We start from the raw sequence: 23,070 nt of genomic DNA on the forward strand, positions 1-23,070 counted from the left end.
CACCTGCCGGGCGCCGGCGCCGCGGGCGGCCTCGGTTTCGCGCTGCACATGCTCGGCGCGCAGTTCGAAGCGGGCGCCGAAGTGGTCGCGCGGCAGGTCGGGCTCGATGCGGCGCTCGCCGGCGCCGACTGGCTGATCACCGGCGAAGGCCGCTCGGACGTGCAGACGCTGCACGGCAAGGCGCCGTTCATCGCATGCCGGCACGCGCGGGCCGCCGGCGTGCCCGCATCGCTGCTGTCGGGCGCAGTCGACCCGGCCGCGCTGCCGCGCCTGTCCGAACATTTTTCCGGCTGCTTCTCGCCGGCTCCCGGGCCGATCACGCTCGACGTCGCGATCCGCGACGCGGCCGATCTGCTCGCGAACGAAGCGGAGCAATTGACACGCCTGAAGTACGGCGCACATTGACCGTTGACCCGAGCGCGCGATACAGGAACAATCGGGCCCGCCCTTTTTCTTCAGGATTCGACATGAAAGGCCGTCAAGCCGGGCTCGATCAGTTTCTGACCTATCGCCTCCATGCGCTCACGAAGCGATCCGACCGCGGGATCGGCGAGGTGTACCGGCACAAGCTCGACATCTCGCTGCCCGAGGCGCGCGTGATCGCCGCCGTCGGCGCCTTCGGCCCGTTCTCGATCATGGATCTCGCGCGCCACACCAATCTCGACAAGAGCCAGGCGAGCCGGGCAGCCGAGGCGCTGCTGCGCCAGGGGCTGCTCGAACGCAGCGCGAGCGAGGAGGATGGCCGGATCGTGCTGATCGCGCTGACCGCCGACGGCCGCGCGCTGCATCGCAAGATCATGCCGATCGTGCGCAAGTGGAACGACAGCTTGCTCGCGTGCCTGTCCGACAGCGAACGCCAGACGTTCGAACGGCTGCTCGACAAGGTCGTCGCGCACGCGACCGAGCGGGACGACTGAGCCGCAACACGGGCGCGGCGCCCGCAGTATTGATCCGACGAATTTGACGGGCCGCCCCGGTCGCCACATCGGCGACGCGGGCGGCCCGTTTTGCGTCATGCGGCGCGTCGCGATGCAAACGGACTGCAGCGCTCCGTCTCGCCGGCGTCGCGCGTGCAGCGGCCCCGCCCGCGCTACAGCCCGCTGTTCGCCGCGCGCTGGCGCAGCAACCCGAGTACCGCGTCGCAATACGGGGTCGGCACGCCGAGCTTGCGCCCGAGTTCAGGGAACACGCCGAGGATCGGCCCGATCTCGAGCGCGCGCCCCGCTTCGAAATCCTGCAGCATCGACGTCTTGAACGCGCCGAGCTTGCGCGTGACCGCGATCCGCTCGGGCCCGCTCATTCCCGTCGACAGACCGAGCCTCGCGCCGATCGCGGCAGCCTCCTCCATCATCTGCAACGCGAGATCCTGCGTGAACGGATCGTCGAGCAGCTGCTCGGCCGTCGAGCCCGTCAGCGCGCTCAGTGGATTCATGTTCATGTTGCCCCACAGCTTCGTCCAGATCTCGGTCCGGATCGCGGGCGTCGACTCGACGTCGAAACCGCCCGCGGCGAGCGCCGCGGCGAACCGGGCCGTGGCGACGTCAAGCCGCGGATCGGGCGCACCGACGATCAGCCGGTTGCCGCGCCCGCGGCGCACGATGCCCGGCGCGTCGGTACTCGACGACAGGTGCACGACGCAACCGATCGCCTGCGCGGGCGGCAACGCCGCCGACACCGCGCCGGCCGGATCGACCGCATCGAGCGGCACGCCGTCGAGCGCCCCTTCGAGCCCGTGCGTGAACCACCACGGCAGGCCGTTCATCGCCGCGACGATCACGGTGTCCGGCCCGACCAGCGGCGCAATTCGGGCGGCCAGGGCCGGCAGCACCTGCGCCTTCAGTGCGATCACCACGTAGTCCTGCACGCCGAGCGCGGCCGCATCGTCACTCGCTCGCACCGCAACCGACGATGTCTCGCCCGCCTCGTCGATCACACGCACGCCGTGCGCATTCAGCGCATCGAGCGTCGCGCCGCGCGCATACGCACTCACGATCATGCCGGCCCGCGACAGCGCGGCCGCCAGCAACCCGCCGATCGCGCCGACCCCGACCACCGCCGCGCGCACCGACCCTGAATTCGTGTCGTTCATGATGGAATTCCGTCTCCTGGGAGCTGACGAGCATAACGCTCAATAGTTGCGGGCACAACCATTCGCGTGACCGCATGCAACGTGCGGCGGTCGCGCGACTCAGCGCAATTCAGCGCGACTCGCCACCGGCTTCCACCGGCTCGTCGTCGGCCGCACTGCCCGTTGCGCCGAGCACGCCGGCGATCTGGCTCTTGTCGTGCATGCCGAGCTTGCGGTACGCGCAGCGCAGGTAGTGGCGCACGGTCGTCGGCGAAATCGCCATCTGTTGCGCGACCTCCTTGTGCGAGCGCCCTGCGCCGTAATAGCGGATCGCCGCGAGCTCGCGCGGGCTCAGCCGGTCGAGCAGCGAGCGCGGCCGCGCCTCGATCTGGAACAGGCCCGCAACCGGCACGCACTGGATTCGCAGCGCATCGCCGACGAATGGCTGGCCCGACTGGCGCCGCAAATGCGCGACGAGCGGCTCCGGCACGCGCGTACCGGCCCACGCCGGCCATTCGGTGCGCAGCACGTCGTCGAAACCGTGGTCGGCATGGTGAAGCACGCCGAAGTTATCGCACAGTGCACGCGCCGCCGGCGCGACCGTTTCGCCGCGTTCGCGCGTGAGCTGCGCGGCGCGATTGATCGTCAGCGCCGCCGCGAGATGCGGAATCACTTCCTCGAAGCGGCGTGCATCGTCATCGCTGAACGGGCGATTCAGGCCCTGGCGGTAGATCGACATGAACGTCGTCAGGCCGAACCGGCGATCGAGCGTGCACACGCACATCAGTTGTGCGAGCCCGTACTTCACGCACCAGTCGCGAAACCGGGCATCGAGCCCCGGTTCGACGACCGACAGCCGCACCGCATGGCCATGCGCGCCGCGCAGCGTGCGGTGCGCGAGCGGGTCGCAATCGCGCACGCGCTTCCAGTCGCTGAAGAATGCGTGCGGCAGACGGTACAGGAAGCTGTTGTGCATCACCGGGCCGGTCGGCACGTGGGTCGCGACGCCCGTCCATGCGGCGTCGAACGGGACAAGCGCCTGCAGCAGCGAAAAGAAGCGGTATTCGAATTCGCCGATGCCGGACCGTGCGGCAACCGCGTACAGGTCGAGCAGCATCAGCCCGAGTTCGCGCTGCGATGCGTCGCCGCGCGTGACGCCGTCGAAATCGGCGCGCCGGGACGGCAGCGGCGGCCAGGCGAAGTCGTCGAGCACGATGGCGGCCGGCACGTCGCGCAGCGCATCGAGATCCTGCCCGAAATCCGTCGTGATCCTCACCTTCCGCTCCCCTGCCCGATCGGGCTGCTGATGTGCGCAACGACACCGATCGATTATAGCGATCGGCTTTTTTGACGGGCCACGGTGCCGGAACGGGCGCCAGCCCCATCCATTTGAACGGTGCACGGCACGTTGCTGCTCCGCAGCACGCCGCGCCACGGCACAGCGCCGCGTGCGTGCCGCGCACCACGGGTTTTCCACACCGTTCATCTGTACGACTGTTCGAAGGTTTTCCCGCTGCGGACACTGCGTCGCGACAACACCAACGACAAACCGATGCAGGACGGTATGGAGAACCCCACGTGACGAAACCCCGCTTCATCCGCACGGCCGCGGCCGTCGCGACGCTTGCCGCGTGCAGCGCTGCCGCGCACGCGCAGTCGAGTCTCACGCTGTACGGCGCGCTCGACGCCGGCGTGCAATACCTGACGCATGCCGACAGGCGCCACTCGGCCGTTCAACTGCAGAACTACGGCATCCTGCCTTCCCAGATCGGGATGAAAGGTCACGAGGATCTCGGCGGCGGCTGGCGTGCGCTGTTCAAGCTCGAACAGGGCCTCAACCTCAACGACGGCACCGCGACCGTGCCCGGCTATGCCTTCTTCCGCGGTGCGTACGTCGGCATCGCGGGGCCCGTCGGCACCGTCACGCTCGGCCGGCAGTTCAGCGTGCTGTTCGACAAGACGCTGTTCTACGACCCGCTCTGGTATGCGTCGTACAGCGGCCAGGGCGTCATCGTGCCGATGACCGCGAACTTCATCGACCACTCGGTCAAGTACCAGTCGCCGACGTTCGCCGGCTTCGACGTGGAGGCGCTTGCCGCGACGTCCGGCGTCGCCGGCAATACGCGCGCCGGACGCGTGCTCGAACTCGGCGGCCAGTTCACGAGCAACGGCCTGTCGGTCAGCGCGGTACTGCATCAGGCACATGGCGAGGTTTCGGCGGCCGACGACACGTCGGCGCGCCGCCGCGAACTCGGCACGCTCGCCGCGCGCTATGCGTTCGCCACACTGCCGCTCACCGTCTATGCGGGCGTCGAACGCCTGACCGGCGATCTCGACGCGGCACGCACGATCGTCTGGGGCGGTGCGCGCTACCAGATGTCGAGCGAGATCGGCCTGAACGCGGGCGTCTACCACACCGACTCGCGCACGCCGGCGATCGGCCACCCGACGCTGTTCATCGCGAGCACCACGTACGCGCTGTCGAAACGCACCGTCGCGTACGTGAACCTCGGCTACGCACGCAACAGCAGCCAGAGTTCGCAGACCGTCTACGAATACGACCCGACGCCGCTCGCCGGCGCATCGCAGTTCGGCGCGATGGTCGGCATGTACCACCTGTTCTGATCCCACACGAGAACCCGCCATGAAAACCCTTTCACCGGATGCCGCACTCCCGTCCGACGGCCGCGCGTCGACCTTCGCACGCTCGACGCTCGTCGCGCTCGTCGTGTTCGCGGCCATCACGCCGCTGCTGCTGCTCGTGGCACCCGCCGTCGCGGGCCAGCTCGCGACGCAGCTCGGGCTGTCCGCGTCGCAGATCGGCACCTACTTCTTCGTCGAACTCGGCGCGTTCAGCCTCGCGACCGTGCCGTCGTACCTGTGGCTCGGCCGGGTCGACGCGCGCCGCGTCGCCGCGTTCGCCATCGCGCTGTTCGGCGCGGGCAACCTGCTGACCGCGCTGTGGATGCCGGGCTTCGTCGCGCTGCTCGCGCTGCGCGCCGTCACCGCGCTCGGCGGCGGCTCGCTAATGGTGCTCTGCATGACGAGCGCCGCGACGAGCGAGAACAGCGACCGCGTGTACGGCCTGTGGGTCGTCGGCCAGTTGATCGCGGGCGCGATCGGCCTGTTCGTGCTGCCGCATGTGTTCGCGGCGTTCGGGTTGCGCGCGCTGTATGTCGCACTCGCCGCGCTCGCGCTGGTCGCGGCGCCGCTGTCGCGCGGCTTTCCGTCCACGCTGGGCACGCGAGCCGCACCCGCGCAGAACGCGCGCAACGCTGCGGCGCGGACACCGCAAAGCTTCGTCGTGCTCGCGATCGGCGCGGTGCTGACGTTCTATCTCGCGATCGGCAGCGTGTGGACGTTCGCCAGCCGCGCCGCGACCGAAGCCGGGCTCGATCCGCAGTCGACCGGCAACGTACTCGCGATCGCAAGCGTGATGGGGATCGCCGGTGCGGCGCTCGCGTCGTGCGCAGGCGGCCGGCTCGCGCGGCGCGCGATGCTCGCGGCCGGTTACGCGCTGCTGGCGGCCTCGCTCGTCGCGCTCGCGGTCATGCGGCACGCCGGCGGCTACAGCGCAGCGATCTTCGCGTTCAAGTTCGCGTGGACGTTCGTCCTGCCGTTCATCCTCGCGACCGTCGCGCAGATCGACACGTCGGGCCGCCTCGTGGCCACGCTCAATTTCGTGATCGGCGCGGGCCTCGCGGCCGGCCCGCTGCTCGCCGGGCTGATGCTCGATGCCGGCGGCACGATGCGCGTGCTGTTTACGGCCGCGACGGCCGTCGCGATCGTGTCGTTCGCCGCGTTGCGCCACATCGATCGCCGCACGCGCCCTTCCATTTCCACCCAACCGTGACAGGTCACGCACATCCATGAATCGCACTGCCTTCTTCACCGACGAACGCACTTTCTGGCACACCGGCGGCACGCACGCGCTGTTCTTCCCGGTCGGCGGCTGGGTCCAGCCGCCGTCGAGCGCGGGCTACGCGGAATCGCCCGATTCGAAGCGCCGTTTCCTGTCGCTCGTGCAGGCCTCGGGCCTGGCCGCACAGCTCGACCTGCGCGGCGCCGAGCCGGCCTCGACCGCCGACCTGCTGCGCATTCATCCCGCACACTATCTCGACGCGTTCCGCGCACTCAGCGACGCGAACGGCGGCGACCTCGGCGATCTCGCGCCGTTCGGCAAGGGCAGCTACGAGATCGCTGCGCTGTCGGCCGGACTCGCGATCGCGGCCGTCGATACGGTCCTCGGCGAACGTGCGGCGAACGCCTTCTCGCTGTCGCGGCCGCCCGGCCATCATTGCCTGCGCGATCGCCCGATGGGCTTCTGCCTGCTGGCGAACATCCCGATCGCGATCGAGGCCGCCCGTGCGAAACACGGCATCGAGCGCGTCGCGGTGATCGACTGGGACGTGCATCACGGCAACGGCACGCAGTCGATCTACTACGACGATCCGGACACGCTGACGATTTCGCTGCACCAGGATCGCTGCTTCCCGCCCGGCTACAGCGGCGCCGACGACCGCGGCGAAGGCGCAGGCGTCGGCGCGAACCTGAACGTGCCGCTGCTCGCGGGCAGCGGCGACGATGCGTATCGCTACGCGTTCCAACGAATCGTGCTGCCGGCGCTGGAGCGTTTCCGGCCCGATCTGATCATCGTCGCGAGCGGCCTCGACGCAAGCGCGGTCGATCCGCTCGCACGCATGCAGTTGCATACCGACAGCTACCGGTTCATGACGCGTGCGGTGAAAGAGGCCGCGCAACGCCATTGCGGCGGGCGGCTCGTGATCGTTCACGAAGGCGGCTATTCGGAGGCGTACGTGCCGTTCTGCGGGCTCGCGATCGTCGAGGCGCTGGCGGATGTTCGCACCGACGTCGCCGATCCGATGCTCGACCTCGCGATCGCGCAGCAGCCAGGCGCACGGTTCGTTGCGTTCCAGCGCGAACTGCTCGACGAACTGGCTACGTCGTTCGCGTTGTAGAGCGCGCCGGCGGACGCGACGAGGGCCGGCCGGCGCCGGCCCTCTTGCGCGATCGATGCGGATGGGGTTTCCTGTGCTTTTATCCCCGTTCCGGCCCGAAGCCGCACTCTTCCGATGAAATCGTCCCCGCGCGATCACAATGACGATACCAAGACGCGCCGCCAGCCTTCGAAGCTGGTCCTGAACATCGCCGCCGTGACGGTCGGCCTCATCACGTTCGCGATCGGCGCGGCGTGGGTGATCTATAGCTGGGTCGTCGATCGCGAAGCGCAGTATTTCGCGATCCCGCTGGTGTTCTCGGTGCCGGTGATCGTGGCGGTCGCGATCCGGAGCTTCTGGGAATAGGCATGCCTGGAATGACGCAGCGCCGCGGGTCGGGCGACGCGCGGCGCTGGGTGTCTGGCTTGTTTCAGATGAAGCGGGAATTCCCGCGGTTCACTTGCGGGCCGGTCACAGGCCCGGTCGGGCACACGGATTGGGGGCTGCGCCCTGATATCCGCCCGTGACGGCGCCCAGCGCGGCGCCAGCCAGCGACGTGCCGAGCGCTTTCAGCACGTTTTCCGTAGAGAACGTCTCGCCGCTCGACATCACGCGCCCCGAATACGCGGAGCACGCTGACGACGCCGATGCAACCGTCTGCACGGGCTTGGCACTCCATGCGATGTTCTCGGCAGGCGTATTGGCAAATGCCGGCGCAGCCAGTATCAGCGTCAGAACGGAAAATGGAATGCGTACGGTATTTTTCATTGGCCGACCCCTCGGTGTAATTGTGCTTCGTGTGTGAATGAGCAGCGGTCACGATATTACGCGCGGCCGAGTTTCCGTGTCTGCTCGTACGGATTTGCATGCTGGAGAAAAACACGGCCTAAACAAAAAAGGGCTGTGGCAAGCCGACCGGCGGCGCCTTTCGGGTATGGACAGGCCGCCCTCTCGCAGAAATCTTCGAGTCAGAATTTATGGAGAACGAGAAGATTAGCATGAGCGGCAAGCGCTACACGGACGAGTTCAAGATCGAAGTAGTCAAGCAAGTCATCGAGCGCCGTCATTCGGTGGCAGATTCCGACTATCAAGTTGGAGATTTCGCTGCCGATATCAAACGTGCAGCCAGCAATATCGAAATTCACATGATGAAATCAGACAAGGGCTGGCAACTATTCCCAATAGCAGCCTCGCTCCAACCAACTAGAATTTCAACTGGAAGCCTCATCGTGAATAATTTTTTCGCCGCCGTCGTCGTCACCCTCTCGGCGATCCCCGCATCGAGTTATGCTGCGGGCAATATCAAAAATACCCCCGACTATCGAAATGCGTATCAATGCGCAACAGATGCACTCGCACACCATGACGTCGACCCCAAAGGCGGCGAGAACGGGTTGACGACGTACTGCATCGGAAATTCGCATGATCCGAGCAAGGCAGAACTGCAAGGTTTTCGTGACGCGATCCGAGGTGAACGGCCGATCGCTCAGGCGGCGCCAACCGCCTGCACGTTTGCGTATGGCGTCTACGAGGCCAACGGATCACATGCGGACGGTTTCGCGGAAGGCCGCCAGACGATTCGCACGCTCAAAGAAGTCGCTTGGGCGATCCAGGCCCATCAGGTTGCACTCTACGACCGCAACAATCAGCCGATCTCGTCCGATGTCTCCCGCCATTGGTTCGTATCGAAGAACGGCATTGAATGGAAAATCTCACCGGAAGCCCGAAAAGCCTGTTCGAGACAACAGATCGGCTAAGGTTAGCAGCCGGTATGCACCGGTTATGCTCCCGGTTTGTGCTGCGACATAGGCAGTTGCGCCATGGGTCAGCTGCAAGTTCAATCGCCAACACGATCACCTTTCCACGTCCTGTACAAGAAGCAACAACCATGAATACTTGGCACTATGAAAAAGGCGGCCAACGCGTCGGGCCGGTCTCGAATGACGAGATGCGGCGTCTCATTCAGGAACGCGTCATCACCCTTGGCACGCTTGTATGGAAGCAAGGCTTTGTCGACTGGCGCACGATGGGCGACACCGAACTCGCCTCGCATCTCGAAACCTCCACCACGCCGCCTGCATTGCCGAACACGAAGATCAGCAATGCCATCGTCTGGATTCTTGCATTCGCACCGATCATCGGCCTGATGTTGCAGGCAATGATCGGCGGAGCACTAGCGCCGACCGACGACATGGCCGGGCTGGCCGGCGAGATCGCAGTCAAGTCCGGCCAGTACTGGTGGATCACGCTCTTGCTGAACATCGGCCTGAGCTGGGTCGACGAACGACGCTTGAAGCGCGCGGGCGTCGACACGTCGCAGTTCGGCAAGCTGGTGTTTGTCGTGCCGGTCTATCTTTGGAAACGCGCCCAATCCCTGCGCCAGACACCCGCGTATTTCTGGACGTGGATCGTTCTCTTCGTACTTTCGCTGATCGAAGCTGCCTGATCGGCTTCTCGCTGGTGATAGTCATCGGTCTTCAACGCCTTTCGAACGCGATGTTGCCAGACTTCGACCAGCTTGATCCTCTCAAACGCACTTGATTTTGCATGTGAGTAAGAGGCGTATCGAGTTGGCGCGCCTCTTACTACCCCGCCAAGCACTTCGCCCTGAATCGACACCCACCATCGACTGATGGATTGCATTCGATCACCCTTCTGCCGCTGGAGCCATTTGCACCGGATCCAGCGTGAGATGCGTTGGCCGTCAGCAAGCTTGCAGGACTTTTCGCGGGGCTTCGCCGCACGGACGGCGACATCGATAAGGGGCATTGGGTCATGGGCGCATTTACGTGCCCCAGATCAGGAAAACTGCCCCCTGCGATGCCCCCGATTCCGCGGGTATCAATGGAAAAACGTTGGGCAAAGCTGGTAACAAAAAGCCCCGTAAGTGCTTGACTGACGGGGCTCTTTGGCCAAACTTGGAAATGCTTGGCAGGATATGTGGTGCGTGAGGCCGGACTCGAACCGGCACACCCTTGCGGGCGTCAGGACCTAAACCTGGTGCGTCTACCAATTTCGCCACTCACGCGCATTTCTGTCGCCTGACCACGCGGCACGAAAGATGCGTGACCACGCGCCCGGGACATCGCGCCGGTTGGTTTGTAACCGGCACGCCCGATCAGGCGAGCGCGAGATTCTACCCGATCCGCGCGGGCTTGTCTCGCCCCTGCGGGCACCCGTCGTGCAGCGATGCTAGAATGCCGCGCTCGACGTTTCGGCACCGCGCCGCCGCGCGTCCCCCGAACCCGCCTCCCCACACGATTCCGCCCGTGAACTTCGACGACTACTGTCAGCAAAAGGCCGCCCCCGCGGGCTCCAGCGTCTACTACGCGCTGCGTCAGGCGCCGCACGCCACGCAGCCGCGCCTGACCGCGCTGTTCGCGCTACGCCGCGAACTCGAGGAAACCGTCAAGGAAACCAGCGACCCGACCGTCGGACACACGAAGCTCGCGTGGTGGCACAAGGAACTCGCGGCACTGGCCGACGGGCAGCCGTCGCACCCGGTCACGAAGGCGCTCGCGCAGCATCATCCGGCGATCGCCGCCGAGGCCGATGCATTGCGCACGCTCGTCAACGGTTACGGGATGGATCTCGAACAGGCACGCTACCTCGATTTCGCGAACCTGCAGCGCTATATCGCACAGGTCGGCGGCACCTTCGCGTCGCTGGTCGCGCGCGCAAGTTCGCCAAACCCGGCGGATCCGCAACCGTGGGCCGCGGACGCCGGCCGCGCGCTGATGCTCGCGCAGTTCGTGCAGGATCTCGGCAACGACGCACGCCACGGCCGCATCTATCTGCCGATCGACGAACTGCAGCGTTACAACGTGACCGCGGCCGATCTGCTGAACCGCCGCTACAGCCCGGCCTTCACCGAATTGCTGCAATTCCAGACGGCCCGCGCGCGCGAAGCGCTCGTGGCCGCCGAAGCGGCGATCCCGGCATCGGAACGCCGCGCCCAGCGCACGCTGCGTGCGCAGATCGCACTGGCCGGCTCGCTGCTCGACGAAATCGAGCGCGACGGCTACCAGGTGCTGCATCAGCGCATCGCGCTGACGCCGATCCGCAAGCTGTGGATCGCGTGGCGCACCGCGCGCCGCCGCTGATCCTCACGCCTCACGCCTTCAGCAACGGCAGCGTATCGAAGCGCTGCTGCAGCACGCGGGTCGCATCGAGTCCCCACCACGGCCCGAGCACGGTCGCGTAGAGCTGGCGGAAATCGACCGCGACCGGCAGGTTGCCGTTGCCGTCGAGCCGCCCGAGCGCCGGCGGCGCACCGTACAGCCCGCCGGCCACGCGGCCGCCCATCACGAAATGCGGCGCGGCCGTGCCGTGATCGGTACCGTTGCTCTGGTTCTCGCGCACACGCCGCCCGAATTCCGCATACGTCATCACGAGCGTCTGGTTCCAGCGCCCGAGTTCGATCAACGCGCCGCGCATCGCGCTCATCCCTTCCGCGAACTGCTTCAGCAGCGCGGCCTGCTGCCCCGGCTGGTTCTGGTGCGTATCGAAGCCATTGAGCGTCAGGCGCAGCACCGCGACGCCATCCTGCGCACCCGGGCCGGACGCTTCGCACGCGGCCAGCACCTGCATCGCGGTCTTGACCGACGTGCCGAACGCGCCGGCCGGAAAGGCCGTCCTGAATTCACGCATCCCGCCGCGCGGACGCAGCCGGTCGGCCGCCTTCACGATGTCGTTCTCGACGTCGATGATGTGTGCGAGCGCGGGGTTCTGTTCGCGCAGTGACGACGGCTCGGCAAGCCGGGCCGCACGAATGAACTGCGCGGGGTTGACGAGCGCGATCGCACGCGCACCGTTCGAGAGCGGCCCCATCTCGGCGCTGCCGAGCACGACACCGTCGGCCGCGAAACCGAGCGGCACGGGCGCCTGCGCGAACGTGCGCGTCAGCCAGCCTTCGTGCAGATATTGATCCGAGCGCGACGCGGTATCCCAGATCTCGATCGAGCGGAAATGCGACAGGTTCGGCTGCGGATAGCCGACGCCCTGCACGATCGCGACCTGCCCGTCGCGCCATAGCGGCATCAGCGGCGCGAGCGACGGATGCAGCCCCGTGTGCGCGTCGAGTTGCAGCACCTGCTCGCGCTTGATGCCGATGCTGCGGCGGAACTGGTAATACAGCGGGTCCGCATACGGCACCACCGTGTTGAGGCCGTCGTTGCCGCCCTTCAGTTCGACGAGGATCAGCACGTTCGCGTACCCGGCCGCCGGTTGGCGCCCCGCCTGCGCCACGGCAGCCGCCATCGCAGGCGCCTGCCACATCGACACGCCGGCCGCGGCCGCGGCGCCCGTCAGCGTCAGAAAATCACGTCGGTTCATCGCGCATCCTTTGGTTCACCGTCCGACACCTTTGCCGCACCGGCTCCCCGCTTCATCGTCGTTCGAATCATTTCAGTTGATAGGCCGGATCCATCAGCAGCGCCTCGAGATACGCGCTGCCGGTCGAATCCGTGTCGATCGCCGCGACCGGCGACAGTTGCAGCACCGCATGCTGCAACTGAAGCTCGGTCGACAAACCGGCGATCGCCTGCGGCCGCGCGCGATATTGCGCAAGCCAGCGCTCGAGGTCGAAACGCAGGCCGGCGCGCGCGGGCTTGGCAGGCGGTCCGTGCATGCCGGCAGCGGACGCCGTCTCGACCACCGGCATCGCATGCGCGCGGGCATTCGGCGGCGGCACCATCGCATGCGCCGGCGGGTGCATGCCGGCCGTCTCCGTCGCGCGGAACAGTTGCTCGACGAACTGCTTGCGCGCGAGCAGCGTGGTGCTGTTGATCCACAGCGTGCCGCCCGGCCAGCCCTTCACGTTCGGCGGATAGAACAGGTTCTGCCCGAGCGTGCGCACGGTGTTCGCGAGCATCTGCGGATCGCCGTATGAAACCTCGAACAGCCGCACCGACCCGACGACGAACTCCGCCGGCGACTTGACGAGCACGCCACGATTGCGAGGATCCCAGAAGGCGTCGGTCGACCACAGCGCGGCGAGCGCCGCGCGAATGTCGTAGCCGCTCGAGCGAAACCGTTCGGCCACCGCATCGAGCGCGCCCGGATCGGGCGTATCCGACACGAACTCGCGCCACAGCTTGGCGGCGATGAAACGCGCGGTACCGGGCCGCTTCAGCAGGATGTCGAGAAAGCCGTCGCCATCGAACGGCCCCGTTTCGCCGAGGATCGTCTTGTCGCCGGCGTCGTGCAGATCGGGCCGAACCTCGAAGCGATACGTATCGGGATCGACCGTCCAGCCCGTCATCGCACGCGCGGCTTCGGTCACGTCGTTTTGCGTGTAATGCCCTTCGCCGAGCGTGAACAGCTCCATCACCTCGCGCGCGAAATTCTCGTTCGGGCGCCCCTTGCGATTGCTCGCGCCATCGAGGTATTGCAGCATCGCCGGATCCTTCGCGACCGCATGCAGCAGCACGCCGAAGTTGCCGAGCGCCTCGCGGCGAAACAGCGCGTTCTGCGCCGCCATCGTCTGCGGATAAGGCACCTTGTCCTGCCCCGACGTGAAATGCCCATGCCAGAACAGCGTCATGCGCTCGGTGAGCGGCGACGGCGTGACGATCATCTCGTTGACCCACGCCGCGCGCAGCGCATCGTACCGAACGTTGCGCTCGCGCTGCTCGTCGCGCCGCATGTCGGGCGTCAGCGCCTGGCGCTGCGCGCGCGTCGGCGGCAACTCGGCGATCCAGTCGGGCCAGGTCGTGACGGGGTCGCGGCGAACGTTGCCGAGCGTGTCGGCCACGACCTGAGCGCGCGTCATGCCGACGACGCGCGCAACATCGGCGGGCGCGGGAGAAAAACCGGTACGACTCAGGAAAAACAATGCATCGTCCGCATCGAGCGGCGACTGCATGGCGGGCGACGGCGCCGGTGCGGCAGCGTTCGCTTTCATCGTCATGGACTCCCGGAGCGCACCGGCGGTGCGGATGCCGGTACAACGGCAATCGGCAGGCGAAAGTTGACGGAAAAATTGCTACGAATCTTTTCGGCGCGACGAATTTCGCGCGTGCGAAGGACGGCGTGTCAGCGCTTGTACAGCTCGCGAACGGCGTCTTCGATGTGCTGGCGCAAAAGGTGGCGTTCCTCGGGCGTCATGTGCCCGTCGCGGCGGCGCTGTTCGAGATCGGGAGGCACGGCGGAACGGACCGTCATCTCGGCGGTACGATCGGACTGCGGCGCTTTGCCGCGCGGCAGCTTGCGCGACGATGCGCCCTGCTCGGGGCGCTGCGCATACGCGAAGTTCGACGCATACGGACCGGCAAGCGCGATCGTCAGCATCAGTGCAATCCGGGCAGATCGCATGACCGTCCTCGCTTCTTTGGTCGATTTGTTCCCTTCGTCACGCGGCAACCGGCTACCTCTGGTACTTGAAAAACCCTGCGGAATTCGGGTGTGCAAAGATGAATGATGGAGTGCAGGGGAGTATCTACCGAATTTCGGCTTCGAGTAAAGGAATCTCTATAGCCTGCCTTTACTCGGCGCGACACTACGGGTAAATTTTGTAACCGACTGTAACGCACGAAAATACGCGACCGTGCGTCAATTCCCATTCGCGATAAGATGCCGATCATGGAAACGAAAAACCCCTCCAAGATTCTCGTCGTCGACGACGACCCGCGCCTGCGCGATCTGCTGCGCCGCTATCTCGGCGAGCAGGGTTTCAATGTCTACGTCGCGGAAAACGCGACCGCAATGAACAAGCTCTGGGTGCGCGAGCGTTTCGACCTGCTCGTGCTCGACCTGATGCTCCCGGGCGAAGACGGCCTGTCGATCTGCCGCCGCCTGCGCGGCAGCAACGACCGCACGCCGATCATCATGCTCACCGCGAAGGGTGAAGACGTGGATCGCATCGTCGGCCTCGAGATGGGCGCCGACGATTACCTGCCGAAGCCGTTCAACCCGCGCGAACTCGTGGCGCGCATTCATGCGGTGCTGCGCCGCCAGGCGCCGGCCGAACTGCCGGGCGCGCCGTCGGAAACCACCGAGGTGTTCGAGTTCGGCGAGTTCTCGCTGAACCTCGCGACGCGCACGCTGACGAAGTCGGGCCAGGAAATTCCGCTCACCACCGGCGAATTCTCGGTGCTGAAGGTGTTCGCGCGTCATCCGCGCCAGCCGCTGTCGCGCGAAAAGCTGATGGAGCTCGCACGCGGCCGTGAATACGAAGTGTTCGACCGCAGCCTCGACGTGCAGATCTCGCGCCTGCGCAAGCTGATCGAACCGGATCCGGGCAGCCCGCGCTTCATCCAGACTGTCTGGGGCCTCGGCTACGTGTTCATCCCGGACGGCGCCGCCTGATCTTTTTCCTTTCCGGTTTCGCCCGCCCACGGCCCGTCCCATGCGTATCGACCGGCGCCTCCTTCAGCTCGCGTTCGGCGGGCTGTTCTGGCGCACCTTCCTGCTGATCGCGCTGCTGATCTCGGTCAGTCTCGCCGCGTGGTTCCAGAGCTTTCGCGTGATCGAGCGCGAGCCGCGTGCGCAGCGCGTGGCTCTCCAGCTCGTCGCGATCGTGAAGCTCACGCGCACCGCCCTGCTCTATTCCGATCCCGATTTGCGGCGCGCGCTGCTGCAGGATCTCGAGAGCAACGAGGGCGTGCGCGTTTACCCGCGCGAGAAGACCGACAAGTTCAAGCTGCAGCCCGACGAATCGCTGAACCGCCTGATCGAACACGACATCCGCAGCCGCCTCGGCGACGATACCGTGATCGCCCAGTCGGTCAACGACATTCCCGGCGTGTGGATCAGCTTCAAGATCGACGACGACGATTACTGGGTCGCGCTCGACCGCGACCAGCTCGACAACGTCACGGGCCTGCAGTGGGCCGGCTGGGGGCTGTTCGCGCTCGCGTTGTCGCTATTCGGCTCCGCGTTCATCACCAGTCTGGTGAACCGGCCGTTCTCGCGGCTCGCGCTCGCCGCGCGGCAGATCGGCTCGGGCCAGACACCCGAACTGCTGCCCGAGCGCGGGATGGGCGTCGCGGCCGAGACCAATCGCAGCTTCAACCAGATGGTGCGTGACCTCGAGCAGCTCGAGGCCGACCGCGCGCTGATGCTCGCGGGTATCTCGCACGACCTGCGCACGCCGCTCGCGCGGCTGCGGCTCGAAACCGAGATGAGCCCGTCCGACCAGGCGACCAAGGACGCGATGGTCGACGACATCGAGCAGATGGACCGCATCATCGCGGCCTTCATCGACTACGCCCGCCCGTCGCAACGCAAGCCCGAGCCCGTCGATCTGTCGTCGATCGCGCAGGAAGTCGCCGCCCGCGTGTCGGGCGAGGATGGCGTCGAGATCCGCACGCGGCTCGCGCCGAGCGCGGTGATCGAAGCCGACGAGACCGACATGCGCCGCGTGATCGGCAACCTCGTCGAGAACGCGCGCAAGTATGGCCAGAGCACGCAGGACGGCGTGTCGCGCATCACGCTCGAGACGCGCGTGTCGCACGCGCGCGTCGAGCTGTCGGTGAGCGACGAAGGCCCCGGCATTCCCGAGGATCAGCTGCCGCTCGTGATGCGGCCGTTCTACCGCGTGGACACCGCCCGCACCAAGGCGGACGGCACGGGCCTCGGGATGGCGATCGTGCTGCGCCTCGTCGGCCGCTATCGCGGCGCGCTGCGGCTGCGCAACCGCAACCCGGAAGCGGGCCTCGAAGTCACGCTCGAATTCCCCGGCGCCGGCAAGGCGCGTGCGACTGCGTGACGCGCTCGCGCACGCTTCTTGCGCTGCACACTATCGATCCGGTTGAAAAAAGCTATGAGGATAGTTAGTCAAAATCTATTGAAGCGCATAGCTAATAGTGTTATAGTTTTGCCCATGCTGTCACATCATCGTTGCAGCACCGAGGTAGCTTGACTCAGTCTTCTTCCCAACTCATACAGGAGTATCCGCATGAAAACCGTGGGCGATAAACTCGAAGCTTTCACCGTCGTAGCCGCGAAGCCGGGCTTCAACAATCACGAGGAAAACGGCCAGTCGGCGTTCGAGACCGTCACTGAAGCGTCGTTCCCGGGCAAGTGGAAGATCATCTACTTCTATCCGAAGGATTTCACGTTCGTGTGCCCGACGGAAATCGTCGAATTCGCGAAGCTCACGAAGCAGTTCGAAGAGCGCGATGCCGTCCTGCTGGGCGGCAGCTCGGACAACGAATTCGTCAAGCTCGCATGGCGCCGTGAACACAAGGACCTCGACAAGCTGAACCACTACTCGTTCGGCGACGTCAAGGGCGAGCTGATCGACCAGCTCGGCGTGCGCGACAAGGAAGCCGGCGTGGCCCTGCGCGCAACGTTCATCGTCGATCCGGACAACACGATCCAGCACGTTTCGGTGAACAACCTGAACGTCGGCCGCAGCCCGGAAGAAGTCCTGCGGATTCTGGACGGCCTGCAAACGGACGAACTGTGCCCGTGCAACCGTGCAGTCGGCGGCGCAACGCTGTAAGCGCATCGATGCACGAAGCCCGCGGCGCACGTCCTGCCTGCGGGCTTTTTTAACGGCCAACCCATAGGAGATATCAATGGAATTCATCGATTCGATTAAGGCACGTATTCCCGACTACGCGAAGGACATTCGCCTGAACCTCGACGGCACGATCTCGCGCTCGTCGCTCGAAGGCACCGACGCGGTGGGCGTCGCGCTGGCGGCGGCCATCGCGGCGAAGAGCACGGTGCTCATCAAGACGATCCGCGAAGCCGGCGTCCTGTCGCCCGAAGAAACGAACGCCGTGCTGACGGCGGCCGCGCTGATGGGGATGAACAACACCTGGTATCCGTATGTCGAGATGGCCGACGATGCCGACCTGAAGACGCAACGCGCCGAGCTGCGGATGGGCGCGTATGCGACGCACGGCGGCGTCGACAAGCGCAAGTTCGAGATGTACGCGCTCGCCGCGTCGATCGTCGGCAAGTGCCACTTCTGCGTGAAGTCGCACTATGCGCTGCTGAAGAACGAGCAAGGGATGACCGTCACACAGCTGCGCGACGTCGGCCGTATCGCGTCGGTGATCAATGCCGCCGCGCAAGTGATCGCCGCAGAAGGCGAATAAGCGGTTGCCTCACCCGGCCGGCAGTCGCGCCGGCCCGGTCGCCGCTCCAAACGAAAATGCCACGCACCCGCGTGGCATTTTTCATTTCCGCAGCGCGGCGGGCGAACCGCGCGCCGCCGCCGCCCGGCGTCAGCCGCCCTGCTTCACCAGCAGCGCGGCGGCCTGCGCCTCGATCCCTTCGCCACGGCCGAGATAGCCGAGCTTCTCGTTGGTCTTCGCCTTCACGTTCACGCGATCGAGCGGCAGCCCGAGATCGGCCGCGATGTTCGCGCGCATCCCGTCGATATGCGGCGCCAGCTTCGGCGCCTGCGCGATCACGGTGCTGTCGACGTTCTGGATCGTGAAGCCGGCAGCCTTGACGCGTGCGGCGCACTCGCGCAGCAGCACGCGGCTGTCGGCGCCCTTGAACGCCGCGTCCGTGTCGGAGAAGTGGCGGCCGATGTCGCCGAGCGCCGCCGCGCCGAACAGCGCGTCGGTGATCGCGTGCAGCAGCACGTCCGCGTCCGAGTGGCCGAGCAGGCCGCGTTCGTACGGAATCGTCACGCCGCCGATGATGAGGGGGCGCCCCTCGACGAGCTGGTGCACGTCGTAGCCTTGTCCGATTCTGAAATCCATGCGTATTCCGATTGTGAGGGGTGAAAGTCAGGAAGCGTTCGAGGAGCGTGCGAGGATCGCTTCCGCGAGCGCGAAATCTTCCGGGTACGTGACCTTGAAATTGCGCAGGCTGCCCTGCACGACGCGCGGCGTATGGCCAGCCCATTCGATCGCGCTCGCCTCGTCGGTCAGGTCGTGCCCTTCGCGCTGCGCGCGCAGGATCGCCTCGCGCAGCATGCCGATGCGGAACATCTGCGGCGTCTGCGCCTGCCACAGCGCGTCGCGAGACTCGGTGCGAGCGATCGCGTCGCCGCCGGCCGGCACGCGCTTGAGCGTATCGGCCACCGGCAGCGCGACGATGCCGCCGACCGGATCGTCCTTCAGCGTCGCGACGAGCGTGCGAATCAGCTCCGGCGTGATGCCCGGGCGCGCGGCGTCGTGCACCAGCACCCAGTCGTGGTCGGTCGCGCCGAATTCCGCCAGTTCGAGCAGCCCGTTCAGCACCGACGCCTGGCGCGAGCCGCCGCCGCAGCGGCGCACCGCGAAGCGCAGGCCCGCGAAGCGGCGCGCATCGAAGTGGGAATCGTCGGGCGCGAGGACGACGAGCGTCTGCGCGAATTCGCTGCACGCGTCGAACGCGGCAAGCGTGTAATGCAGCAGCGCGCGGCCGGCCAGCGTGCGGTATTGCTTCGGCACGGCCGAGCCGGAACGGCTGCCGGTGCCGGCACAGGGAATCAGGGCGAAAAGTCGGGGAGTCACGAAGGGAAACGCCGGAAAGATGAAATCGAGAAGCGGATTTTATAATAGGTCTTTCGTCTCGACCGGCGCACCGCGATGCGCCCGTGCACGCCACCCCTGTCGTCCCTATGCCAGATAACGCTTCCACCCCGTCCGCCTCGCCCGTTGCCCGCGTCAAGCCCGGCCAGCGCTTCGCCTTCGACGGCGCGCATGGTTCCGCCGACGCGCTCGCCATCGCCCGTTATCTCGCCGACAACCGCCAGGACGTGCCGCTCCTCGCGGTGATCTGCGCGAACGCGGTCGACGCGCAGCGGCTCTCGCAGGAAATCCGCTACTTCTCGCCCGACGCGCGCGTGCGCCTGCTGCCGGACTGGGAAACGCTGCCGTACGACACGTTCTCGCCGCACCAGGATCTCGTGTCCGAGCGGCTGGCCACGCTGCACGACCTCGGCGAAGGCCGCTGCGACATCCTGCTCGTGCCCGCGACCACCGCGCTGTACCGGATGCCGCCCGCGTCGTTCATGGCCGCGTACACGTTCGCATTCGCGCAGGGCGAGCGCCTCGACGAGGCGAAGCTGAAGGCGCAGCTCACGCTGGCCGGCTACGAGCACGTGAGCCAGGTCGTGCGGCCCGGCGAATACTGCGTGCGCGGCTCGCTGATCGACCTGTACCCGATGGGCTCGCCGCTGCCGTACCGGATCGACCTGTTCGACGACCAGGTCGACTCGATCCGCGCGTTCGACCCGGACACGCAGCGCAGCCTCTACCCGGTACGCGACGTGCGCCTCCTGCCCGGCCGCGAGTTTCCGTTCGACGAAGCCGCACGCACGGCCTTCCGCAGCCGCTGGCGCGAAACCTTCGAAGGCGACCCGAGCCGCGCGCCGATCTACAAGGACATCGGCAACGGCGTGCCGTCGGCCGGCATCGAGTACTACCTGCCGCTGTTCTTCGACGAAACCGCCACGCTGTTCCACTACCTGCCGCAGGATGCGCACCTCGTGTTCACCGGCGATCTCGAGGCGTCGATCCGCCGCTTCACGGCCGACACGAAGCAGCGCCATGCGTTCCTCGCGCACGATCGCGAGCGGCCGATCCTCGAGCCGCAGCGCCTGTTCCTGTCCGACGAGGACTTCTTCGCGTTCGCGAAGCCGTTCGCACGGGTCGTGCTGCCCGCGCAGCCGGCCGGCGGCTGGGCGACGGCGCTGCCCGAGCTCACCGTCGACCGCCATGCCGACGATCCGCTCGCGTCGCTGCGCACGTTCGTCGAATCGTCGGGCAAGCGCGTGCTGCTGACCGTCGAATCGGCCGGCCGGCGCGAGACGATCCTGCAACTGCTCGCCGAACACCATCTGCGCCCCGCGTCGAACGACCACTTCGCCGGCTGGCTCGAGAGCGACGCACGCTTCGCGCTCGGCGTCGCGCCGCTCGCGAACGGCTTCGCGGTGCCGGGCGAAGGCTACGCGGTCGTCACCGAAACCGAGCTGTACGGCGCCCTCGGCCGCCGCACGGGCCGCCGCCGGCAGGAACAGGCGAGCAACGTCGACGCGATGGTGCGCGACCTGTCGGAGCTGAAGGTCGGCGACCCGGTCGTCCACGCACAGCACGGCATCGGCCGCTACATGGGCCTCGTGTCGATGGATCTCGGCGAAGGCGAAACCGAATTCCTGCATCTCGAATACTCGGGCGACAGCAAGCTATACGTGCCGGTCGCGCAGTTGCACGTGATCTCGCGCTACAGCGGCGCCGATCCCGACAGCGCGCCGCTGCACGCGCTCGGCTCCGGCCAGTGGGAACGCGCGAAGCGCAAGGCCGCGCAGCAGATCCGCGATACGGCCGCCGAGCTGCTGAACCTCTACGCACGCCGCGCGGCGCGCGAAGGCCACGCGTTCTCGCTCGATCCGCGCGACTACGTGAAGTTCGCGGAGAGCTTCGGCTTCGAGGAAACGCCCGACCAGGCGGCCGCCATTGCCGCCGTGATCGGCGACATGACGAGCGGCAAGCCGATGGACCGCCTCGTGTGCGGCGACGTCGGCTTCGGCAAGACCGAGGTGGCGCTGCGCGCCGCGTTCATCGCGGTGCTGGGCGGCAAGCAGGTCGCGCTGCTGTCGCCGACCACGCTGCTCGCCGAGCAGCACACGCAGACCTTCGCCGACCGCTTCGCGGACTGGCCGGTGCGGATCGTCGAGCTGTCGCGCTTCAAGACCACGAAGGAAGTCAACGCGGCAATCGCGCAAATCAACGAAGGCAGCGTCGACATCGTGATCGGCACGCACAAGCTGCTGTCGTCGGACGTGCAGTTCAAGCGCCTCGGCCTCGTGATCATCGACGAGGAACACCGCTTCGGCGTGCGCCAGAAGGAAGCGCTGAAGGCGCTGCGCGCGGAAGTCGACGTGCTGACGCTCACCGCGACGCCGATCCCGCGCACGCTCGGGATGGCGCTCGAAGGGCTGCGCGATTTCTCGGTCATTGCCACCGCGCCGCAGAAGCGGCTCGCGATCAAGACCTTCGTGCGCCGCGAGGAGGAAAGCGTGATCCGCGAGGCGATGCTGCGCGAACTGAAGCGCGGCGGCCAGGTGTACTTCCTGCACAACGAGGTCGAGACGATCGAGAACCGCAAGGCGATGCTCGAGGCGCTCGTGCCCGAAGCACGCATCGTGATCGCGCACGGCCAGATGCACGAACGCGAACTCGAACGGGTGATGCGCGATTTCGTCGCGCAGCGCGCGAACGTGCTGCTGTGCACGACCATCATCGAGACCGGCATCGACGTGCCGAGCGCGAACACGATCATCATGCATCGCGCGGACAAGTTCGGCCTCGCGCAGCTTCACCAGCTGCGTGGCCGCGTCGGCCGCTCGCACCACCAGGCGTATGCGTACCTGCTGGTCCACGATCCGCAGGCGCTGACCAAGCAGGCGCAGCGCCGGCTCGAAGCGATCCAGCAGATGGAGGAACTCGGTTCGGGCTTCTATCTCGCGATGCACGACCTCGAGATCCGCGGCACCGGCGAAGTGCTCGGCGACAAGCAGTCCGGCGAGATCCACGAGATCGGCTTCCAGCTCTATACGGACATGCTGAACGACGCGGTGAAGGCGCTGAAGAACGGCAAGGAGCCCGACCTCACCGCCCCGCTCGCCGCGACGACCGAAATCAACCTGCATGCGCCGGCGATCCTGCCGGCCGACTACTGCGCGGACGTGCAGGAGCGGCTGTCGCTCTACAAGCGGCTCGCGAACTGCGAGCACGGCGACGCGATCGACGGCATCCAGGAAGAGCTGATCGACCGCTTCGGCAAGCTGCCGCCGCAGGCGCACGCGCTCGTCGAGACGCACCGGCTGCGGATCGCCGCGAAGCCGCTCGGCATCGTGAAGATCGACGCGAGCGAGGTGGCGATCGGGCTGCAGTTCGAGCCGAATCCGCCGATCGACCCGATGCGGATCATCGAGATGGTGCAGAAGCACCGGCACATCAAGCTCGCGGGCCAGGACAAGCTGCGCATCGAGACGCGCTCGCCCGATCTCGCGATCCGCGTGTCGACGATCAAGGAAACGCTGCGCGCGCTCGGACCCAAGCAGGGAGCGGCTGCCGCCGTGCGCTGACGCGATACTGACGGGCGCGGCGTTGCTGCACCGCACCGCGCCCGGCGCGGGCGGGCCGACGC

At 66.6% G+C, this 23,070-nt stretch carries 22 protein-coding genes and 1 tRNA gene; 14 read left to right on the forward strand and 9 right to left on the reverse strand.

Features of this window, described 5'->3' with window-relative positions; translation table 11 throughout:
- On the forward strand, positions 1-405 hold a 405-nt coding region (locus G3N98_RS10875), incomplete at its 5' end, for a glycerate kinase (protein WP_206148171.1).
- Positions 406-467: 62 nt separating this feature from the next.
- Positions 468-917 (forward strand): MarR family transcriptional regulator, encoded by a 450-nt coding sequence (locus G3N98_RS10880; protein ID WP_089473049.1) that lies wholly within the window; start codon positions 468-470, stop codon positions 915-917.
- 173 nt (positions 918-1,090) lie between these two features.
- Here G3N98_RS10880 and G3N98_RS10885 read toward each other — a convergent pair whose 3' ends face one another.
- Positions 1,091-2,089 carry a 2-dehydropantoate 2-reductase gene (locus G3N98_RS10885; protein ID WP_206148172.1) on the reverse strand — a complete coding sequence of 333 codons (999 nt, stop codon included), beginning with the start codon at positions 2,087-2,089 and terminating at the stop codon, positions 1,091-1,093.
- Between the two features lie 109 nt (positions 2,090-2,198).
- Entirely contained in the window at positions 2,199-3,344 is a 1,146-nt protein-coding gene (locus G3N98_RS10890) for a helix-turn-helix transcriptional regulator (RefSeq protein WP_206148173.1), read from the reverse strand.
- A gap of 302 nt (positions 3,345-3,646) precedes the next feature.
- Between G3N98_RS10890 and G3N98_RS10895 the strand changes: the two genes are divergently transcribed.
- The 4 genes from G3N98_RS10895 to G3N98_RS10910 all read left to right on the forward strand — a co-directional run bounded on the left by G3N98_RS10895 (position 3,647) and on the right by G3N98_RS10910 (position 7,392).
- The gene (locus G3N98_RS10895; protein ID WP_206148174.1) at positions 3,647-4,693 is read left to right on the forward strand and encodes a porin; all 1,047 of its coding nucleotides are present in this window, start codon (positions 3,647-3,649) and stop codon (positions 4,691-4,693) included.
- 19 nt (positions 4,694-4,712) lie between these two features.
- The gene (locus G3N98_RS10900) at positions 4,713-5,921 is read left to right on the forward strand and encodes an MFS transporter (RefSeq protein WP_206148175.1); all 1,209 of its coding nucleotides are present in this window, start codon (positions 4,713-4,715) and stop codon (positions 5,919-5,921) included.
- Positions 5,922-5,937: 16 nt separating this feature from the next.
- Positions 5,938-7,047, forward strand: a complete 1,110-nt coding sequence (locus tag G3N98_RS10905) for a class II histone deacetylase (protein ID WP_206148176.1) — start codon at positions 5,938-5,940, stop codon at positions 7,045-7,047.
- 114 nt (positions 7,048-7,161) lie between these two features.
- A complete protein-coding gene (locus G3N98_RS10910) occupies positions 7,162-7,392 on the forward strand; it encodes a hypothetical protein (RefSeq protein ID WP_089425634.1) in 231 nt (76 codons plus the stop codon).
- Positions 7,393-7,497: 105 nt separating this feature from the next.
- On the opposite strand, the gene G3N98_RS10915 is transcribed toward G3N98_RS10910, so the two are convergent.
- Positions 7,498-7,794: a hypothetical protein gene (locus tag G3N98_RS10915; RefSeq protein ID WP_089473056.1), complete on the reverse strand. Its 297-nt coding sequence runs from the start codon at positions 7,792-7,794 to the stop codon at positions 7,498-7,500.
- Positions 7,795-8,024: 230 nt separating this feature from the next.
- On the opposite strand from G3N98_RS10915, the gene G3N98_RS10920 reads away from it, so the two are divergent.
- Together G3N98_RS10920 and G3N98_RS10925 are read left to right on the forward strand one after the other, a co-directional pair.
- Positions 8,025-8,783: a hypothetical protein gene (locus tag G3N98_RS10920; protein WP_206148197.1), complete on the forward strand. Its 759-nt coding sequence runs from the start codon at positions 8,025-8,027 to the stop codon at positions 8,781-8,783.
- A 131-nt stretch (positions 8,784-8,914) separates the two neighbouring features.
- Entirely contained in the window at positions 8,915-9,472 is a 558-nt protein-coding gene (locus G3N98_RS10925; protein WP_206148177.1) for a DUF4339 domain-containing protein, read from the forward strand.
- A gap of 495 nt (positions 9,473-9,967) precedes the next feature.
- Here G3N98_RS10925 and G3N98_RS10930 read toward each other — a convergent pair.
- A tRNA-Leu gene (locus G3N98_RS10930) sits at positions 9,968-10,054 on the reverse strand.
- Positions 10,055-10,295: 241 nt separating this feature from the next.
- Here G3N98_RS10930 and hpnD point away from each other — a divergent pair.
- Entirely contained in the window at positions 10,296-11,129 is an 834-nt protein-coding gene (gene hpnD, locus G3N98_RS10935) for a presqualene diphosphate synthase HpnD (RefSeq protein ID WP_175237149.1), read from the forward strand.
- A gap of 10 nt (positions 11,130-11,139) precedes the next feature.
- On the opposite strand, the gene G3N98_RS10940 is transcribed toward hpnD, so the two are convergent.
- The 3 genes from G3N98_RS10940 to G3N98_RS10950 all read right to left on the reverse strand — a co-directional run bounded on the left by G3N98_RS10940 (position 11,140) and on the right by G3N98_RS10950 (position 14,340).
- A complete protein-coding gene (locus G3N98_RS10940; RefSeq protein WP_206148178.1) occupies positions 11,140-12,360 on the reverse strand; it encodes a DUF1501 domain-containing protein in 1,221 nt (406 codons plus the stop codon).
- A 67-nt stretch (positions 12,361-12,427) separates the two neighbouring features.
- Positions 12,428-13,930, reverse strand: a complete 1,503-nt coding sequence (locus tag G3N98_RS10945; protein WP_206148179.1) for a DUF1800 domain-containing protein — start codon at positions 13,928-13,930, stop codon at positions 12,428-12,430.
- Between the two features lie 131 nt (positions 13,931-14,061).
- Positions 14,062-14,340, reverse strand: coding sequence for a hypothetical protein (locus G3N98_RS10950; RefSeq protein ID WP_011352385.1), 279 nt, complete (start codon positions 14,338-14,340; stop codon positions 14,062-14,064).
- Between the two features lie 267 nt (positions 14,341-14,607).
- Here G3N98_RS10950 and ompR point away from each other — a divergent pair, with 267 nt between their 5' ends.
- The 4 genes from ompR (at position 14,608) to G3N98_RS10970 (ending at position 18,077) form a co-directional block, all read left to right on the forward strand.
- Complete coding sequence (gene ompR / locus G3N98_RS10955; RefSeq protein ID WP_004199523.1) at positions 14,608-15,333, forward strand: two-component system response regulator OmpR; 726 nt, start codon at positions 14,608-14,610, stop codon at positions 15,331-15,333.
- Between the two features lie 40 nt (positions 15,334-15,373).
- Entirely contained in the window at positions 15,374-16,735 is a 1,362-nt protein-coding gene (locus G3N98_RS10960; RefSeq protein WP_089425640.1) for an ATP-binding protein, read from the forward strand.
- 189 nt (positions 16,736-16,924) lie between these two features.
- On the forward strand, positions 16,925-17,473 hold the full coding sequence (locus G3N98_RS10965) for a peroxiredoxin (protein WP_006478563.1): 549 nt from the start codon (positions 16,925-16,927) through the stop codon (positions 17,471-17,473).
- A gap of 76 nt (positions 17,474-17,549) precedes the next feature.
- Positions 17,550-18,077, forward strand: coding sequence for a carboxymuconolactone decarboxylase family protein (locus tag G3N98_RS10970; protein WP_011352388.1), 528 nt, complete (start codon positions 17,550-17,552; stop codon positions 18,075-18,077).
- 129 nt (positions 18,078-18,206) lie between these two features.
- Here G3N98_RS10970 and ispF read toward each other — a convergent pair whose 3' ends face one another.
- Both ispF and ispD read right to left on the reverse strand, forming a co-directional pair.
- Positions 18,207-18,692 (reverse strand): 2-C-methyl-D-erythritol 2,4-cyclodiphosphate synthase, encoded by a 486-nt coding sequence (gene ispF / locus G3N98_RS10975; protein WP_089431208.1) that lies wholly within the window; start codon positions 18,690-18,692, stop codon positions 18,207-18,209.
- A gap of 27 nt (positions 18,693-18,719) precedes the next feature.
- Positions 18,720-19,430, reverse strand: a complete 711-nt coding sequence (ispD, locus tag G3N98_RS10980) for a 2-C-methyl-D-erythritol 4-phosphate cytidylyltransferase (RefSeq protein ID WP_089425642.1) — start codon at positions 19,428-19,430, stop codon at positions 18,720-18,722.
- Positions 19,431-19,537: 107 nt separating this feature from the next.
- Between ispD and mfd the strand changes: the two genes are divergently transcribed.
- On the forward strand, positions 19,538-23,008 hold the full coding sequence (gene mfd, locus G3N98_RS10985; RefSeq protein ID WP_089431209.1) for a transcription-repair coupling factor: 3,471 nt from the start codon (positions 19,538-19,540) through the stop codon (positions 23,006-23,008).
- The last annotated feature ends 62 nt before the right edge of the window (positions 23,009-23,070 follow it).

Origin of the sequence: Burkholderia sp. Tr-20390 (genome assembly GCF_017104595.1) — a bacterium.
Lineage (GTDB): Bacteria > Pseudomonadota > Gammaproteobacteria > Burkholderiales > Burkholderiaceae > Burkholderia.

Bases quoted from the DNA above. Each gene is read 5' to 3' on its own strand.
- G3N98_RS10880 (WP_089473049.1), top strand. From the start codon at position 468: ATGAAAGGCCGTCAAGCCGGGCTCGATCAGTTTCTGACCTATCGCCTC.
- G3N98_RS10885 (WP_206148172.1), bottom strand. From the start codon at position 2,089: ATGAACGACACGAATTCAGGGTCGGTGCGCGCGGCGGTGGTCGGGGTC.
- G3N98_RS10900 (WP_206148175.1), top strand. From the start codon at position 4,713: ATGAAAACCCTTTCACCGGATGCCGCACTCCCGTCCGACGGCCGCGCG.
- G3N98_RS10905 (WP_206148176.1), top strand. From the start codon at position 5,938: ATGAATCGCACTGCCTTCTTCACCGACGAACGCACTTTCTGGCACACC.
- G3N98_RS10910 (WP_089425634.1), top strand. From the start codon at position 7,162: ATGAAATCGTCCCCGCGCGATCACAATGACGATACCAAGACGCGCCGC.
- G3N98_RS10915 (WP_089473056.1), bottom strand. From the start codon at position 7,794: ATGAAAAATACCGTACGCATTCCATTTTCCGTTCTGACGCTGATACTG.
- G3N98_RS10920 (WP_206148197.1), top strand. From the start codon at position 8,025: ATGAGCGGCAAGCGCTACACGGACGAGTTCAAGATCGAAGTAGTCAAG.
- G3N98_RS10925 (WP_206148177.1), top strand. From the start codon at position 8,915: ATGAATACTTGGCACTATGAAAAAGGCGGCCAACGCGTCGGGCCGGTC.
- G3N98_RS10940 (WP_206148178.1), bottom strand. From the start codon at position 12,360: ATGAACCGACGTGATTTTCTGACGCTGACGGGCGCCGCGGCCGCGGCC.
- G3N98_RS10945 (WP_206148179.1), bottom strand. From the start codon at position 13,930: ATGAAAGCGAACGCTGCCGCACCGGCGCCGTCGCCCGCCATGCAGTCG.
- G3N98_RS10950 (WP_011352385.1), bottom strand. From the start codon at position 14,340: ATGCGATCTGCCCGGATTGCACTGATGCTGACGATCGCGCTTGCCGGT.
- ompR (WP_004199523.1), top strand. From the start codon at position 14,608: ATGGAAACGAAAAACCCCTCCAAGATTCTCGTCGTCGACGACGACCCG.
- G3N98_RS10960 (WP_089425640.1), top strand. From the start codon at position 15,374: ATGCGTATCGACCGGCGCCTCCTTCAGCTCGCGTTCGGCGGGCTGTTC.
- G3N98_RS10965 (WP_006478563.1), top strand. From the start codon at position 16,925: ATGAAAACCGTGGGCGATAAACTCGAAGCTTTCACCGTCGTAGCCGCG.
- G3N98_RS10970 (WP_011352388.1), top strand. From the start codon at position 17,550: ATGGAATTCATCGATTCGATTAAGGCACGTATTCCCGACTACGCGAAG.
- ispF (WP_089431208.1), bottom strand. From the start codon at position 18,692: ATGGATTTCAGAATCGGACAAGGCTACGACGTGCACCAGCTCGTCGAG.
- mfd (WP_089431209.1), top strand. From the start codon at position 19,538: ATGCCAGATAACGCTTCCACCCCGTCCGCCTCGCCCGTTGCCCGCGTC.